Genomic DNA, 17403 nt, shown 5'->3' with positions numbered 1-17403 from the left:
ATATAGTCATTTTTACCCAAACAAAAAGGCTATACTTGTTCATACATATGCCTTATCCCCGAATTTATTACTATGCAACTTTTTCTTATTATGATTATAATTTTTCTATATCCCCCCTTAACTTAAATATATGACCGTATTGTTCATTTGGTCATTTTTTATAAAATTAAAAGGATTATCTTAGTTTGACAATCCTTTTAGTAAATAAAGTTCAAATAACTCTGCAATTTTTTCTTTTTCTAGCGGTTCGTGATTTTTTTCCCAATCAAAAATAAGCGATACATATAGACGAAGCATAATAAATGCTGTAATTTCTGGATCACATTTGCTAATTTCACCTTTTTCAATCGCAATCTTTAAATACGATTGAATAACAGAAACGATTTCCACATCAACTTGTTGCATCACTTCTTGTACTTCTTTCGTTCCCATATCGCGCTCTTCTTGAATTAATTTAATCATGAGCTGATGTTCTTTTCTAAATTCCAAGATGCTATATAATGCTCTATGTACATTTTCAAAAAATGAAACATCTGAACGAATTGCACTTTCTGCAACTTGCTTCATTTCTGTAATTAAATTAGAAATAATTTCACCAAATAACTCTTCTTTATTTTTGAAAAAAGTATAAATCGTTCCTTTCCCTACATTCGCTAACTTCGCTACTTGATCCATCGTTGTTGCTTTATAGCCGAACGCTGAAAAAGACTTTGTTGCAGCCTCAATAATAGAACGTTTTCGATCTATTGCCACATCATCACCTCCAAAAATGACCAATTGGATAATATAGTCAATCAGTACATCTTTGATATTACCACACGCTTACATTCTATACAAGTTCTCTTTTTATTATTTCCAGTATAAAAAAATTTCAGTCAGTGTATATCATACTTTCCATAGTTTATCAGAAGAAAAGAGAAAAGGAAAAGATGTTCTAGAGATATACATCTTAAGAACACCTTTTTGCTATTTCAACATAGAAAGCATAATTTTCTCTAATTCTTCTTTATTTACATTCTTATCGAATACTGCTTCTCCTGGGTTCTCTAAACTATGATTAATAATAACGATTTGGTATGCACTATTTTTCCCTTTTGCTGGAACAATCATCTTCATACCTTGTAAATTACTATCCGAGTGATGAGTAGCGTAGAATATTTGATTACCTTCTAATTCGTACTGTTCAATATTTTCTTCTACAACAAATAAAGCATGGAACGGATCTTTACTTTCTCCAAATACTTGTGATTGATAAGTTGTATAGTTTCCTTTTCCGTTTGTATACTCTAATTCTATAATTAACTCGGGTCTTCTCTTAATAAAACAACTTACCTTTTCATCCTTTAGATCGTAGCCTTCAATTGTGTAAGTTGGCTTCTTAATTTGAAAATCTACATGTTCCTGCGCTTCCTTTACCGTGTAATTTAAAGATTCTTCCACTTTGTCATTAAACGGTTTTGATTGATCATAAAGTGCATATAATTTTTCACGATCAGCTTCTGTTAAACGTTCTTCCCTAAAAAATATTGACTCGTAGTCAGAATCTCTCGGAGCACCTTTTTTCTGTATATTAATAATTTCTTTATACAACTTTATGTACTGTTGGAACTCATCTGTTGTTAAAGCCTTTTCAGCTAAATATAAATAATCTGTCTTATTTTCATACACTCTTGCTGAATACCTATATTCTTTTTTTGCATTTTCTTCTGTACCAAACAGCATATCTACAGCATTTTGGAAAGCATCCTTTGACTGCTCTACTTTATCCTCTTGCTTTTCTTTTCCTTCCGTTGCACGTGCGTTGAATAAAGAAAGAGATGCTATAGCAACTATGACAATAACTCCAAGTAAAGAAAGACGATACGATTTCTTTTGGAATTTTTTAATCATAATGATTCTCCTTTTTAGTAATCGTTTATTTCTACTTAAATTTGCTAGGCTTGGTACTTGATAGGAATAGTGTTCTAAAAGGGTAATAATTGTATGACCGTATGCAATTTGTTCCTCTTTATCTATAAAAGTAAGTGCATATGCATCACAGGCTAATTCTTGATCTTCTCGCATACAAAAATAGGCGTACCAAAGAATTGGATTGAACCAATTTAATAGGATTAAACTGTACATAATCCAATTTACAGCTACATCGTTTCTCTTAATATGAGCTAACTCATGGTAAAAGACATATTGTAATTGTTGTTCATTTAATACTTTCATATGTTTTTTTGATAGTAATACTTTCGGGCGAAAGAAACTAAAAACCGTTGGACTTGCAATCTTTCCTGCAAGACGTAATGAAACTGCCTTCTTCATTTTCATAGACTGCTTACAGCGATTAAACACTGTAGTGACCTGTTCGTCCGTAATATCCGGTTGTTTCTTTATGTAAGAATATAAACGTCTATTTGTAAGAAACGTGATGGCTGCTAATATGATTACCCCAGCTAGCCACACATACAAAGCAAGTTTGTATAAAGAAAATGTAGTCTGTTTTTCCGAACTGACTTTTACTTCCGGTTCGCTAGTTTTTGTCACCATTTTAGAATTTGATTCCAATTCCACTTTTCGGTCGCTTTCTATGTTCACTATATTCTCAGTAGCCGGCATATTTTTTGGAATAACTTCCGATACGCTAGAACTATAAGAAAGTAATGAGTAAATGCTATAAGAGCTATCTGGCGACCACGGTAAAAGGAGTCTTATCATTAATACGATCCACAGCATATATTGCCACCGGGGGGTTAATTTATTTCTAAATAGAACTTTTATACATAAAATAAATCCGACTAATATGCTAGCCATAAGTGACGTTTCTATAAGCCAATCAAAAAAATGAGGAAGGTATACATTTATAAGCGTGTTTATCATTTTTATCAATCCTTCCTCTTATTCTCCTCTGTCTTCTCATCTAAAATGCGTTTTAATTCATTAATATCTTCTGAAGATAAATTCTCCTCTTTTAAGAAATTAACAAGTAATGGCTTAAACGCTGCACCGCAAAAACGTTTTAGTAAAGATTTCGTTTCCACTTGCAAATAATTATCTTGTGATACTAACGGGTAATAAGCGTACATACGCCCTTTATCTTGATGGTAAGAAACGGCTTCCTTTTGCACTAATCGATTAATTAATGTGCGGATTGTTTTCGGTTTCCAGTCCATTGCATCTTCCAGTTCTTCTATAATTTCATTCGCTGTTTGCGGAGAACTCGACCAAAGTACTTTCATAATTTCTAATTCCGCTTCAGATATTTTAGGTAATTGATTTGTCATCGTATGTTTCACTCCTAAGTATTACATTTGTAATCCATAATTAAGATTACAAATGTAATACTTAATTGTCAACCATATTTTAGAAAAATTAATTTCAGCTAAACCTTACTTCACAACAACAAAATTCCTCTTTTTCAAATAATCAAATAAAAAAACAAGAAAATCTTTACAATTAATAGTAATATAGAAAATAGACAAGTTTATCAAAACAGTGGAGGCTTTTTCAGTCATGATGCGTGCACTTCGTTTAAATATAAAGCAAGCTTTTTGTAGTCGTATTTCTTTAATTATGATGCTTAGTGGATTCGTTCTTATTTGCATTTATCACTATTATTATGTAATTCGTTATTTAGGAAACGCAGCAAATGGTCCTATATCAACAGATTTAAAATGGATTGGATTTCGCGACAATGAAATGGATGTTTATTTATTATTAATGCCAGTTATTGCGAGTTTCCCCTTTAGTACAAGTTACAATTCGGATAAGTCCGATGGTTTTAAACCGTTTGTGAGTAAGGGGATTTCTATATTTCCTTATTCAGTAGCGAAATATATCGTTACGTTTTTTTGCGGAGGATTTCTTTATACACTTCCATTCATCTTATCGTTATTATTTTGCAAATTAACCATTCCAGACGGAACACCTACGGTTGGTTCAGGCATCATAAATGCTGATGGAATGTTCGCAAACCTATATTTTGATGCGCCTCTCACTTACATTGCTGTATATATCGGAATTAATTTTTTATTTGCAGGTTTAATGGCCCTTTTAGGACTTGCTGCATCTGTATGGTCACAAAAAGACTATATGGCAATTCTCTTTCCATTTGCAGCCGCCTCCATTCCTTACGTCCTGCTAAATACAATACTTCCTTCAATAGGCGGAGCACCTTTTCATTTATATGATCCGAAACAACCATTGCAAGGCATGTCACCATATATTTTAATGACGCAATGTGCTTTCTTCCTTTTCGTTAGCTTACTTATGTATATACAAGGAGTAAAGCGGGATAGAAAAAAATATAAAAGAAGACTGCAAAAAAGAGAGCGGTGTAGAAAAGCGTTTCAAGTATAATAAAACCCTAATTTCCTTACTATATTGGAAATTAGGGTTTATTTACTATTCACTTATGGCGTACCTGCCAACCCCCATAAAATAACGACCGCTACAAAATAAATCGCTTTAATACCTACAACTAAACATAATGAAACAATTGCATATTTACTTAATTCTCTTCTTGCACCTATTAAAGTGAAAATAACCGCCAAACTAAATGTTATATAAGAAGCTGCTGTATGTATTAAGTTATACGTAATATCTAGATTGCTTGTAAGTCCTGTTATATCAGCTACAAACTGAAGCATGATGATCGTACTAAAAAAAATTGCAAACTGATTCATTACCTTTCCATTTATTTGTAACTGCATTGTTGTCCTCCTTGTTAAAAACTGAATATTCAATCAATTTTATCATTAGATTACAAAAAAAGGAATCATCTCTTTATACTATTCTATAACGATGCAAAAAAAGAACGCTTAGTCACCTAAGCGTTCCCCACTTTAAGAAGCCTTCTTCAAATCAATTTGAGCAAGTACTGGGTCGTGGTCACTTACACGTCCGTGTTCTTTCATAATGTTTGAGTTTAAGTGTACTGGGTCTACAATTGTGTGTGGTGCGATATTGTTTGTTACTAAAATATGATCTAACACTTGTGCATTTCCTTCGTGAATGTACGTGTAACGATTCTCTTTCGGCACTGTGTTTAACATATCTTTTAAGATTGTTCCCTCTAGTGTTTTTAGTGGTTTAGAGAATTCGAAATCGTTCATATCACCTAACACAACAACTGGTGCATTTGTATTCTTTTTCTGAATTCCTTGCACGAAATAATTTACTTCTTGTGCTAACTGAATTCGTTTGTCTTCACTCTTTAATACGAGCGGCTGCACTTTTCCAAATGGCGTTGCATCTCCTAGTTTTGAGTTTAAGTGATTTGCAACGACAACAATGTTTTGTCCTTGGAACGTAAATTCTGCCGCTAGCGGTTTACGTGTACTTTCAAACAATGGATTTTCGTCTCCAATACGAACAACATTCTTATCAAGTAACTTCGGTACCGTCGCTAATTTCACGCGTGATGGATTATAGAAGAAGCCGACGCGAATATTCGCTCCTGGTGCTCCTCCATCTTGATTATTGTTTGGAGCGATTTCTACATACTCATACTTCGGTCCACGAATTTCTAGAACTGCATCAATGATACGTTTTGCGCTTAATGACGCATCTGTTGTACCGTCATTAATTGATCCGTTATTATCTTGCATTTCCTCTACACCGATAATATCTGGCATTTTTAAATTGTATTTAATAGAATACGCTAACGCTTTTACTTTTTCATCTGTTGTTTCTTTTTTATTCGCCGAGAAGTTTTCAATGTTATATGTAGCAACCGTTAACTTATCAAGACGTGGCTGAATATTTGCCCCTACTTGCTTAAATCCACCATCCACTACAGCTGGCAGTTCTGTTATTGGCGAAATACGGAAAGAACCGTAATCATATCCTACTACCCCTGTTATATCTCCAGTAAAAGTATCTCCTACTTTTGCTACATAATCGCGAGGTACTTTTACAGAAAGGCGCTCTGGGTTTAATTGATTTTCATCTAATAGAGGTGTGCCATATTGTGTTACTATTTTATCTCCACCATTTTTTACTGTTACATATAAATTTCCGTTTTTCTGAGGTGTAATAATTTTTGGTGTTGGCATCGTAACACGCATACCTTCTATACTTTCATAGAAGTCGATTGCATCTTCATTTGGATCAAATAAACCAAATGCATCATTATCAATAATCTGGTCCGGGATTTTCACACCGTTTTCCCCAAGTACAATCGGTGCTGGCAAAGATTGATCTTTTGCGATTACAGCAACGCGGCTCGCTTTAATTTCAGTCGTCGTTAAGTCTGTTTCAAATCGTTCTGCATATCCTGGTCCAACATATTCTTCTACTACTCCATCAACTTGAATAAGATCTCCTACTGCTACATTCACATCTTTTTTATATACGTACATACCTTCTGAAGTAGCTGGATCATTATCTGGCTGATTATCTTCTATATAAAAGCCGTTTTTATCAAGCGCTGTGACAACGCCTTCCACATTGTTTACTTTCTTCCCGTTGTAAGGAGACATATGTGATTTCCCTTGAATGTCATGAATACGAACCTGTTCATTATTTACGATAATAAATGAAAATGTCGAAATTGCTGAAGGAGTAAGTCCTTCTTTTTCTGCGATTGCTTTCACTACACTATTTTCATTCACTATAATTTGTCCATTATAACGAACGCTTTTATTAGTAGGATTAGAGCCATCTAACGTATAGTAGATTGTTGCGCCTTCTGTATTCGTCGTTAATGTTATCGCTGTTCCTTTAGCAACTTCTCCACCGTTCGGTGAAGCTACTACATCGCTAACACGGTTTTGTCCTTCACCTTGAAACTTATAAGCTGTTACTGATTTTAGACCTGGGTTACTAAAATATAATTCAAGGGTCCCAGTCAAACTAACTTTCTTCCCGATATTTTCAGGGTGATCTTTTACATTCACTGCCGTTCTCACATCACCTTTCGGTAACTGAACGGGCATGATTTTGTCTGGATTCGTTTCGTTTGGCGAATCTGCAATTGCTACGTTTGTATCATCAAACTTAGCTGGATCCTTCGTATATTTAGAAGAACTTTGCGTATATCCAACAATATATCCTTCTACTATCCCCTTCGTTTTCCCTTGCTGCTTAAATACTTGAATTGCTTTTTCTACTGACATAGAAGCAGTTTCTTCTGCTTGCGCTAAAGTTCCAGTAAATGAAAGCAATAGCAAGAATGATAAAAAGACACTTAACAATTTCTTCACAGCCATTTTCCTCTCTCTATTTCATATTTTCTCAGCATTTCTATCATAACAAATGATTCGTTATATAGAACTATATTTCGACAAATTTTACAAAAGATTTATTTAATTTACAAGCTTTCAAACTATAATACAAAATAATAATTTTACACCTTCTACAAATACACTCTATAATGTTAGAGAGAGAAAACAGAAAATATCGACATTTAATTGGCATGTAAAATGGATTCATTTGAATAGGAGTGATTGGATGGAAGTGCAAACAGAAACATACCGCGCAGCTATGAATGGAACATTAGAACGTCATTTTTCAGATATGATTGCCGTTATACCAACTAGAATTACAATTGAGCAGTTAAAACAGCGACTAGAAACGATCGCTACTAAAGTTGATGATTTAAAAATTGTTTATAGTGATGAGACAAGCCTTATTGTTGAATTACATATGGGTGAAACAGTCATACCGTATGAACTGCATATTGATGAACCGAACGATCCAGAAGGATATAAAATGTACAATAGACAAGATGCTACAATCGTAGATCGTAATTTTGAAGATGCAGCTTTCGGCACTGAAATTTTCACTCGTACGCTATTTGTAGGCGATGTACTGGACTGCTTTTTCCAGCAGTTACAGTTCTTATGGAATCTCGCCCCAGATTTGTTATTTGTAATCGATTCAAGTGCAGCAATGAAAGTGATATCTAGAAGCTATATTGAATATCACGTTGAAAATGAATTATTACCTGACATTCCTGACTTATACGTTATTCATTCCGTTTATGAAGACGATAAAGACGGTGAGCCTACGCAATATTGGTTTCATACACACGGTCTTTTAAGAGCAGGCGTAACTGAAATAGAGTTAATTATTCCAAATCGCATTTCTTCCTACTACGGCATTAGCGATCTCTTTCAAACATTTGCTAATAATGCCGTTGAGAATGGACAAGTCCCTATGAATGAGCCTATCGTTATCGCGCATAGTCAGCAAGGTTCTATACATACAGTCGCTGTTCCGTGGGAAAAAGGATTATCTTATATAGGGCATAAAACGAGTATGGACCAATTATCTTCAATCGAAGATGAGGAAGTGAAACTACAACCAATAGATGCACAAAATACATTCTTAGGCGGAATGGATGCCCGAGATGAATACCATCAATCTCCATCCGTTCTCTTATTCAAATTTAATACTTCAGAAGAATATATTGAAAGTTTTTTCAAAGAACACGAGGAAGCTACAGGGCTCATGTTCTATAAAACAAATAGTGAAACCGATCGTATGGCTTACAATGCGAAAAATACTTTTGGGTATTTCAGCAACATTTTTCACATTGAACAATCAAATGAAGATTTTCGTTTCCTTGCTAAGTTTGGTGTCTCCTACGAAGAAGGAAAAAGTGAACATATGTGGTTTGAAATGCAAAACATTACGGAAGATTTCATTCAAGGAATACTCATTAATGAACCATATTTTATAGAAGATATGAGTGAAGGAAATAGTTATCATTTAGATTTTGATAACTTAACAGAGTGGGTTATTTATGCAGGAGATGCTGTTATAAAGCCAAATAACTTATATATGTTTATTGGCGAATAAGTATTTTATATAATAAACGAAACGCCTTCAATATGATTGAAGGCGTTTCTTATAATTTATTGTGCGATTAATTCAGCATCTATTACTTTCTCCAAATGAGATAATACACGCTTTGCAGCTTCCTCACCTTGATTAATACAGTCTGGAAGTCCAGCGCCAGCATAGGAGCTACCTGCCAAGTATATACCTGGCAACTCTTTCTCCATAAATGTTGTGAGCTGTTTCATTCGCTCGTTATGGCCTACTGTATATTGAGGCATCGCTTCTTTCCAGCGACTTACGATTGTAAACTCTGGATCCTCTGTAATATCCATCGTCTTCTTTAAATCTTCTAGTACGAGCTGAACGAGTTCTTCTTCGGTTTGTTCTACAACCGCTTCATCACCAGCACGTCCAACGTAACAGCGAAGGAGTGTTTTTCCTTCTGGCGTTGTATGCGGCCATTTTTTATGCGTCCACGTACATGCTGTAATGGTGTAATCGCTATTTCGTGATACGACAAATCCTGTACCATTAATATCGCGCTGGATTGCAGACTTTTGGAAAGCAAGTGCCACATTCGCAACGGATGTGGATGGAATATTACGGAAGAAACGAAACTGCTTGTACTGAGCAAACATGGACGGCAATACTTTATGCGAAGTTGCCACTACGATGGCGTCCGCTTCTATTTCTTTTCCGTTACTAAGAGTAATTGTATAACCATCACCCTGTTTTGCAACTTTTTCAATGCGAGTTCCCTTTATTATCGTACCTTCATGCATCTTTGCTTCGAGAGATTTTACGATAGATTCTAAACCTGTTTTCACTGTTTGGAACATTCCCTTTTTCGGTTCAGCTTTCTCTTCTTTCGGAGCGAGCGTACGCATACCGAGTGAAATACTGCGATGTTTCTGCTCAATCTGATACATTTGCGGGAATGTTGACATTAAGCTCATTTCATCAATATCCCCTGCATAAATACCCGATAGTAACGGTTCTATTAAGTTTTCAACCACTTCGTTTCCAAGACGATGTCTGAAAAATTGTCCGAGTGATTGATCAGATACTGGCTTTGACCTCGGCATTAATAGATCAAAACCAGCTCTTAGTTTACCAATTGGGGAGAACAGCCCGGAAAATAGAAACGGCGTAATTTGCGTTGGAATTCCCATCATTGATCCGCTCGGCATTTTATGTAACCGATTGTTTACGAGGATAAATGATTGACCGGCTTGATTATTTACAAGTTCATCGCCAAGACCTAATTCTTTCACTAATCTAGCTGCACTTTCTTTTCGTGCTAAGAAAGAATCCGGTCCGCGCTCAATTGTAAATCCATCTTTTCGAACGGTTTGAATTTTTCCGCCAAGTTTACCCGATGCTTCTATAAGTAATGTATCAATCGGCAAGTTTTTTTCATGAATATTTTTTTGTAAGTTATACATTGCTGTTAATCCAGTGATGCCTCCGCCGACGATCACAACTTTTTTCCTCAAGCAGGCTCCCCCTTTCTTCTTACAGTACAGATTCTTTTTTCTTTAATACAACATCTGTTAAACAATCAATAAATGCGTCCGATGCATTTGGCATTTCTGGACGATAATATTTCGCACCAATTTCATCCGTTACAACTTTACACTCAAAGTCGTTGTCATATAAAACTTCTAAATGTTCTGCAACAAATCCAACTGGTGCATATACGAATGAAGTATAACCGTGCTTTTCATTTAGTTCTCTCGTTAAATCTTGTACATCTGGACCAATCCAAGGATCTGGTGTGTTTCCTGCACTTTGCCAGCCTACTGCATAGTTTGCTACTTCAGCTCCGCGCGCGATATAATCCGCTGTTTCATTTAATTGATCTGGATATGGATCGCCCATTGCAATAATTTTCTCTGGTAAGCTATGTGCAGATACGATTAATACTGCTTTTTCACGCTCTGCATCTGACATACCGTTATATATACCTTTCACTGCATCAACCCAGTACTGGATGAATTTCGGCTCTTTATACCAGCTATCAATGCCGTGAATTGTTAAGTTTCCAAGTTTCTCAGCTTCTTCTTGTGCTCGTCCAACGTATGATTTCACGCTAAACGTAGAATAGTGAGGTGCAAGAACAAGTGCGATTGCATCTTGTATTCCGTCGTTATGCATATCTTTCACCGCATCTTCAATAAACGGTTCAATATGTTTTAAACCAAGATACATATGGTACTCTACTTCATCTTGTACTTCATTTAAACGCTGTTCTAACTTCTTAGCTTGCTCTAATGTAATAGTAGCTAAAGGAGAAATACCACCAATTGCACGGTAACGCTCTGTTAAATCTTCCAGCATTTCAGGACTTGGCTTTCTTCCTCTACGAATATGTGTATAGTAACGTTCAATATCTTCTTCTTTATATGGCGTTCCGTATGCCATTACAAGCAAACCAATTTTCTTTTTCATACAGCAATTCTCCTTTACTTCGCTAACTGCCCTTTAGAGTATTCATGAATAAATGTAGTTAAACGTTTTAATGTATCCGGATTTACTTCTGGGAATACACCGTGACCTAAGTTAAAGATATAACCCGGCTGTTTCATCCCTTGATCTAAAATACCTTTTACATGTTCTTCAATAACAGACCATGGTGCAAGTAAGAATGAAGGGTCCATATTACCTTGTACCGCCTTATGAACGCCACGTGCACGTGCTTCTTCAATCGGTAAGCGCCAGTCTAAGCCGACTACATCAAGCGGTAAGTCGTGCCACTCATTCACTAAGTGTGCAGCTCCTACGCCGTGCATAATCATCGGTACACCCATCTTACGAACTTCTGCAAAAATACGCTCCATTGCTGGTTTAATAAATACGCGATAATCTGCTACATTTACTGTTCCAACCCAAGAATCGAAAATTTGAACTGCTTTTGCTCCTGCGTTTATTTGCGCTTTTAAATATGTAATAACCATATCTGCTAGTTTATCCATTAAAGCGAACCAAGCTTTTGGCTCTGCATACATGAACGCTTTCGTATTATGGTAGTTACGAGATGGACCGCCTTCAATCATATAGCTCGCTAATGTAAATGGAGCTCCTGAAAAACCGATTAACGGTACGTCTAACATTTCTGTCGTTAATAAACGAATTGTATCTAGTATGTACGGTACGTCATCTTCTGGATTGATTTCCCCTAGTTTTTCTACGTCTTGTAAAGAACGGATTGGATTATCAATAACTGGGCCAATACCTGATTTAATTTCTACATCCACACCAATTGCAGGTAGTGGTGACATAATATCTTTATAAAGAATTGCTGCGTCTACGTTATATTGATCAACCGGCAATTTTGTAACGTAAGCACATAACTCTGGATTATGTGTAATTTCAAATAAAGAATACTTTTCTTTAATCTTTCTATATTCCGGCTGTGAACGACCTGCTTGACGCATATACCATGCTGGTACATAATCGGTACGTTCCCCCCTACATGCTTTTAAAAATGTCTCATTTATAGTTCTTACCAAGACCCTTGCTCCCTTCCTTACCAATGCTTCGAATACGTTCGATATTTATCTTTTTTTACTATACAGCTTGTAAAAACAAAATGCATAATATTATGTACGTTGTTCATTAAATTGACACAAACATTCTTAAAAACGCTTACTATTTTCACAACATTCTTATTATAACACAGAGAAAAACTATGGTTTAGCTACTTTTGACTTTTCTCCTTCACGATTCGTTTGTGTATTATATGGTACAACGTAAAAGCTCGGTTTTGAAAATATGTTAACGAACTTTTCCTCATATTCCCCAGCACCATTTACAGTGCTAACATGTGTATGAATTCCGTTCTCCACTCTATAGATTCGGTACATAATTCTGTTATCTGGAAGTGGCGTCCAACTTAATTTTGCTTTAAATAAACCGAAAGGGCTAAATGATAGTTTCATTTTTACATCTTCAATTTTGCGCAGTCGAATCGGAGCGCCGATTGTTTCCACACCTTCAGGCTTCATAAACTTCTCTTTATGTTCTACATTAGCCTTCGTTAAAATTTTCTTAAACAATTTTGTCGCAGATGCACTTTCTCCTTGCAACTGATGCTCCTTATCCGTACGGTCATAACCAATCCAAACAGCGCCTACTAAGTTCGGTGTATAGCCGACGAACCACATATCTCTTGCTCCCTTATCGTCATTTGGCAATGAAGTTGTACCTGTTTTCCCAGCTAACGCACCGTTATATACACCAACTCTCGCTGTTCCTTCCTTCACAACTCCTTCTAACATTTTCGTCATATACCATGCTGTCTGCTTCGAGAAGATTTTCGTCTCTACTTTTGGAGATTCCCCAATGACTGCACCGTGTCTATTTAATACTTTATCAATAACGTGCGGCTCAATAATATTTCCATTTGCTAAAAATGAACGATACATTTTTACAAGATCAAATGTTGAAACGCCATTTTTTAGTCCCCCAAGCGCTGTACTTAAACCAGCATCTGCAATATGGACATTTCCTTTTTCTAAATATTGCTTTCCTTCTTCTACCCCTAACTCATTTAATAAAGAAACTGCCGGTACGTTTGCCGACTCTAAAATCGCATCATACATCGTCATTTCTTTTGAATACTCATGATTATAATTTCGAGGTTCATACCCTTCAAAAGAATTTCTTTCATTCGTTAATAAAGAATACGGATTATACTTTTTCGTTTCTAGTGCTGGTGCATAAACGATAAGTGGTTTTAAAACAGATCCGGGCTGCCTTTTGGCAAAAACACGATTAAATCCTCTCGGGACGTACTTTCTTCCCCCAATCGCCGCTTTAATCCCTCCCGTACGATTATCCATTAATAAGAAAGCACCTTGCGCCCCTTCTTCTTTCCCAGGAAAATTCCTTGCATCTTGAAACTGGTTATATGCTACCTTTTGAATCTTTTCATCCATAGGTACGACAAACGTATATCCTCCGCGAAGTACTTCTTGATGAGACAACCCGTATAAACGAGCGGCTTCATCTATGACCATATCAATATACGGCATATATGCAAGCTCATTCTCATCTAAATTTTTATATAGAGCAATTGTCTTCCCTTGATAACGAACGCTTTCTTCTGCAGTCAAATAGCCTTGTTTATGCATAAGTGACAATACTAGATCGCGGCGTTCCTTACTCTTCTCTGCAGAATAGTACGGTGAATATCCGTTTGGTGACTTCGGAAGGCCTGCAAGCATTGCCCCTTCCTCTACTGTTAAATCCTCAACATTTTTATTAAAATATAACTTTGCTGCCGCTTGAATACCGTAAGCCCCATGACCAAAATAAATATGATTCATATACATTTCAAGAATTTGTTGCTTCGTATATTTTTGCTCTAATTGAAGAGAAATTGCGACTTCCTTCAATTTACGCGTAAATGTTTTTTCACGAGTTAAAAAGACGTTTTTAGCGAGTTGCTGCGTAATGGTACTACCGCCCTCTACCTTCTCTCTAGCTAACGTATCTTTATAAAGAGCACGGAATATAGACGGATAATCAATCCCTTGATGCTCATAAAAACGAGAATCTTCCACCGCAACAAACGCCTGCTGCACATACTTCGGAATTTGCTCGATCGGTACGAGGTCTCTATTTTCTACGTATAATTTCGTAATTTCTTTCCCTTTCTGGTCAACGATACGTGATGAAGAGTGGAAAACGAGCTGCTTTTCATCCATCATATAGCCACCAGCTAACACGATAAGTTTATAGAGTACAATCGCTACTACGAACGTTGCGACGCCGCCTAATAAAGTCCACTTTACTTTCTTCATACATCGTCCTTCTTTCCAAATGATGGTACATTTATTATTTGAAAAAGAAGTATCTTTATGTATATAATCTTCGAAGTTTTTTAAGAGAGTTGATATAATAGAAACAAACTAGTAAGGGGGCATTAAAATGAAGGCTATTATTTCATACGAAACACCTCTAGAACAAGCACATTTCACTGCAAAAAATGATGAGAAAAATATGTTTTATAAAGAAAATACAGAAGAATCTGTAGAAGGCTCACTTCAGTATGACGTACTAGATGCTGTCGGCGAATTTAAAGGACAACCTGGCTATATCGTTTGTAACAACATTTCTGTAACAGACGAAGGTCGCCCTGTATTTGAAAACCGCTTTAAAAACCGCGCAGGCCTTATCGAAAACGAACCAGGATTCCAAGCGATCCGTGTTCTACGTCCATTAAGTAACGATACATATGTCATCTTAACGATGTGGGAAACAGAGCAAAACTTTAAAGACTGGACAGAATCACGTTCATTCGAAAACGCTCATAAAAAACGTCCCACGCAAGCAGAGGGACAAGCTCAAGCGCATCCACATGCAGAACAGCAAAAGAGTATTTTCTCTCGTCCTTCTTTTGTGACTACTTTTGATGTGTTAGTTTAATTTTTTGGAGTTTGGAGTTCGGAAACCACGGTATGTGAAATTATATCGGCGATTTTTCGAATATATCAGCGCAACTCGAATTATATCAGCGTTTTTCTGAATATATCGGCGCAACTCGAATTATATCAGCGATTCTTCGAATATATCGACTTATCGACAAATCATGACACAAAAAGGAAACACCATTACACACCGGTGTTTCCTTTTTCTTTGTACCAATTATATATACGAAGTGAATCTTTTTTTCTCATATGCTTTACTTCATAACCCCGCCCAGCTACCGCTACAAGAGTTGTACATAATTCATCCTTTCTTTGAAAATACGATTGATTATAACCTACTGCTTGAACATGTCTTCTTCGCATTATTCCTGTATATTTCGAAAAATTACGATATACAACCGTTAGTTGATTTTCTCTTAATTCATAACCGCCACTTTTATATCTAGCATACGCAAGTAACGAAAACACGATAAATAACGGTAAAATAACAAACAATGCAATATGTTGTTTTAAATATATACTCACGCTAGCAATTAGAACTGTGAGTATGATACTTATTAACCAGCCCATAATGAAATAACGACGCAACGCTGTTTTTGGTAAGTGAGCGATCTCCGCTTCAATTTCATAAGGTAACTCTAAATATGTGAGCAGGTGCTGTACATCTTTTTTCTTCATAAAAGGATGCAGCATCACTTCATTACTTGCTGCTCCAATACTGTGAATTGCTTCCACTTCAACAGCGCAATAACCAAATGGCTGGCGAAGCATACATTCTTTTACAGTAATCGCTTGAATTCGGTGCAATTTTAAGACAAACTCTTTCTTTTCAAATAACCCTTGAACGATACGAATTTCTTCCCCTTTTCGCTCAATTTTAAAGTTTGCATATTTCAACACATATCCAGCCGTGGAAATAATCCATGAAATTGCCATTAAAATTAATGCTATTACAATTAGTTTATAAACACCGTTTCCCATCACATACGCTTCTACTTTACTTGTGAATCCTTCAGGAAGAACAAAATCAAACTTTGTGTAAAGAAGTACCAGTCCAGAAAACACTAGTCCGAACCGACCAGATGTAATCGCTGCTGCTAAAACCTCTTTCGCTGTTAACTGATAAACCGTCTTGCTTTCTTCCTCTTCTATTTCTTCTTTTACAGTAGTTTCTTTCTTATGTAATAAAGAGATTAAATGTTTTGCCTCGTCTTCTTTAATACCAGCCAACATCACTTCTGGTTCACTACCACCACCCGCTACTTCTATATTTAACTTCATAAGCCCAAGCATCTGATAAATGACATTAGAAGACGTACTAACATTTTGCACACGTTCTTTATTTAAATAACTTTCCTTCTTTACAAAAACACCGTGCTTTATATGTAAAATATTATTCTCAATCCAGTACACTTTAAAATACCATTTAATTGCTGAAAAAATAGCCATGATGAATAAAACAACCAGAAGGAAAAGATAAAATAAATACCAAGGTTCCACTTGTTCATCAGGTTTAAATAAAACAAGAATAATAAGTGGCAACAAACTCGCAACTCTAATACCTAACAATATCGTAATCGGATGTTGCCTCTTATACATCCTTATCACTCACTTTCGCAAGTTCTCCAATTTGTCTTTTTAGCTGTTCTGCTTCTTCTTTCGTTAAACCTGGAATACTATGAGAAGTTGCGGCTGTTGAAATGTGTAATTCTGCTAAATTATACTTTCTCATGATCGGCCCTTGCTCAATCGTTACGTGCTGCACACGGATCATCGGAATAAGTACGCGTTTTACAACGAACATTCCCTTTTGAATCTCAATCTCTTCTTCATTTAATCTGTAACTATAATAGCGCTGACGCAAATTTGGAAACACAAAATAATCAAGTGGAATAAATGTAATAGCTCCTGTTACTAATAGTCCAAACAACCAGCCCCACCAGTTAAAGTTAATCATAAAAAAGAAATACGCAATTACGACTGTTAGTATAACTGCCGCCCCAATTAAAGCGTGAATTCGCCACACTTTCAGCATATTAAAATGAATCTCTCTTTCTAACGGCTGCATCTCATCACTCCAATTCTATGAATTTATTACTTATATATTATCAAAAATAAGATTTCATATACATTTTTGTAAATTTATAGTCAAATAAAAATATATGAATCAAAAGCATATTAAAGAAAAACATACCTC

Annotated in this window: 14 protein-coding genes; 3 read left to right on the top strand and 11 right to left on the bottom strand. The window is 35.9% G+C overall.

All coding sequences use genetic code 11. The features are described from left to right. Nucleotides 1-180: 180 nt before the first annotated feature. The 3 genes from ABWK52_RS11890 to ABWK52_RS11880 form a co-directional block, all read right to left on the bottom strand. Nucleotides 181-753 (bottom strand): TetR/AcrR family transcriptional regulator, encoded by a 573-nt coding sequence (locus tag ABWK52_RS11890; RefSeq protein ID WP_000963381.1) that lies wholly within the window; start codon nt 751-753, stop codon nt 181-183. 213 nt (nt 754-966) lie between these two features. Next, entirely contained in the window at nt 967-2865 is a 1899-nt protein-coding gene (locus tag ABWK52_RS11885; protein WP_033667011.1) for a M56 family metallopeptidase, read from the bottom strand. 5 nt (nt 2866-2870) lie between these two features. After that, on the bottom strand, nt 2871-3269 hold the full coding sequence (locus ABWK52_RS11880) for a BlaI/MecI/CopY family transcriptional regulator (protein WP_061655446.1): 399 nt from the start codon (nt 3267-3269) through the stop codon (nt 2871-2873). 229 nt (nt 3270-3498) lie between these two features. Between ABWK52_RS11880 and ABWK52_RS11875 the strand changes: the two genes are divergently transcribed. Then, complete coding sequence (locus ABWK52_RS11875; protein ID WP_000984174.1) at nt 3499-4344, top strand: hypothetical protein; 846 nt, start codon at nt 3499-3501, stop codon at nt 4342-4344. Between the two features lie 53 nt (nt 4345-4397). Here ABWK52_RS11875 and ABWK52_RS11870 read toward each other — a convergent pair whose 3' ends face one another. Next, nucleotides 4398-4697 (bottom strand): hypothetical protein, encoded by a 300-nt coding sequence (locus tag ABWK52_RS11870; protein ID WP_001176844.1) that lies wholly within the window; start codon nt 4695-4697, stop codon nt 4398-4400. Nucleotides 4698-4829: 132 nt separating this feature from the next. Then, complete coding sequence (locus ABWK52_RS11865) at nt 4830-7196, bottom strand: DUF6359 domain-containing protein (protein ID WP_061655445.1); 2367 nt, start codon at nt 7194-7196, stop codon at nt 4830-4832. 241 nt (nt 7197-7437) lie between these two features. Between ABWK52_RS11865 and ABWK52_RS11860 the strand changes: the two genes are divergently transcribed. Continuing rightward, complete coding sequence (locus tag ABWK52_RS11860) at nt 7438-8790, top strand: DUF4026 domain-containing protein (protein ID WP_000453718.1); 1353 nt, start codon at nt 7438-7440, stop codon at nt 8788-8790. A gap of 56 nt (nt 8791-8846) precedes the next feature. On the opposite strand, the gene hemY is transcribed toward ABWK52_RS11860, so the two are convergent. From hemY to ABWK52_RS11840, 4 genes are all read right to left on the bottom strand, one after another. Beyond that, nucleotides 8847-10268, bottom strand: coding sequence for a protoporphyrinogen oxidase (hemY, locus tag ABWK52_RS11855; RefSeq protein ID WP_061655444.1), 1422 nt, complete (start codon nt 10266-10268; stop codon nt 8847-8849). A gap of 19 nt (nt 10269-10287) precedes the next feature. Next, nucleotides 10288-11223, bottom strand: a complete 936-nt coding sequence (gene hemH / locus ABWK52_RS11850) for a ferrochelatase (protein WP_000726800.1) — start codon at nt 11221-11223, stop codon at nt 10288-10290. Between the two features lie 14 nt (nt 11224-11237). Next, nucleotides 11238-12284, bottom strand: a complete 1047-nt coding sequence (gene hemE / locus ABWK52_RS11845; RefSeq protein WP_000252605.1) for a uroporphyrinogen decarboxylase — start codon at nt 12282-12284, stop codon at nt 11238-11240. Nucleotides 12285-12461: 177 nt separating this feature from the next. Further along, nucleotides 12462-14579, bottom strand: coding sequence for a transglycosylase domain-containing protein (locus tag ABWK52_RS11840; RefSeq protein WP_000756297.1), 2118 nt, complete (start codon nt 14577-14579; stop codon nt 12462-12464). Nucleotides 14580-14706: 127 nt separating this feature from the next. On the opposite strand from ABWK52_RS11840, the gene hmoB reads away from it, so the two are divergent. Further along, complete coding sequence (gene hmoB / locus ABWK52_RS11835; protein WP_000644063.1) at nt 14707-15204, top strand: heme-degrading monooxygenase HmoB; 498 nt, start codon at nt 14707-14709, stop codon at nt 15202-15204. Nucleotides 15205-15389: 185 nt separating this feature from the next. Here the strand turns inward: hmoB and ABWK52_RS11830 are convergent, their stop codons facing one another. Both ABWK52_RS11830 and ABWK52_RS11825 read right to left on the bottom strand, forming a co-directional pair. Then, nucleotides 15390-16805 (bottom strand): PH domain-containing protein, encoded by a 1416-nt coding sequence (locus ABWK52_RS11830; protein ID WP_098507861.1) that lies wholly within the window; start codon nt 16803-16805, stop codon nt 15390-15392. Then, nucleotides 16798-17274, bottom strand: coding sequence for a PH domain-containing protein (locus tag ABWK52_RS11825; RefSeq protein ID WP_001182698.1), 477 nt, complete (start codon nt 17272-17274; stop codon nt 16798-16800). The genes ABWK52_RS11830 and ABWK52_RS11825 overlap by 8 nt, the downstream gene beginning before the upstream one ends. Between the last annotated feature and the right edge of the window lie 129 nt (nt 17275-17403).

The organism is Bacillus sp. AP50, from assembly GCF_040492675.1.
In the GTDB taxonomy this organism is placed as follows: Bacteria; Bacillota; Bacilli; order Bacillales; family Bacillaceae_G; genus Bacillus_A; species Bacillus_A cereus.
This window is presented reverse-complemented; position numbering and strand designations above follow the sequence as displayed.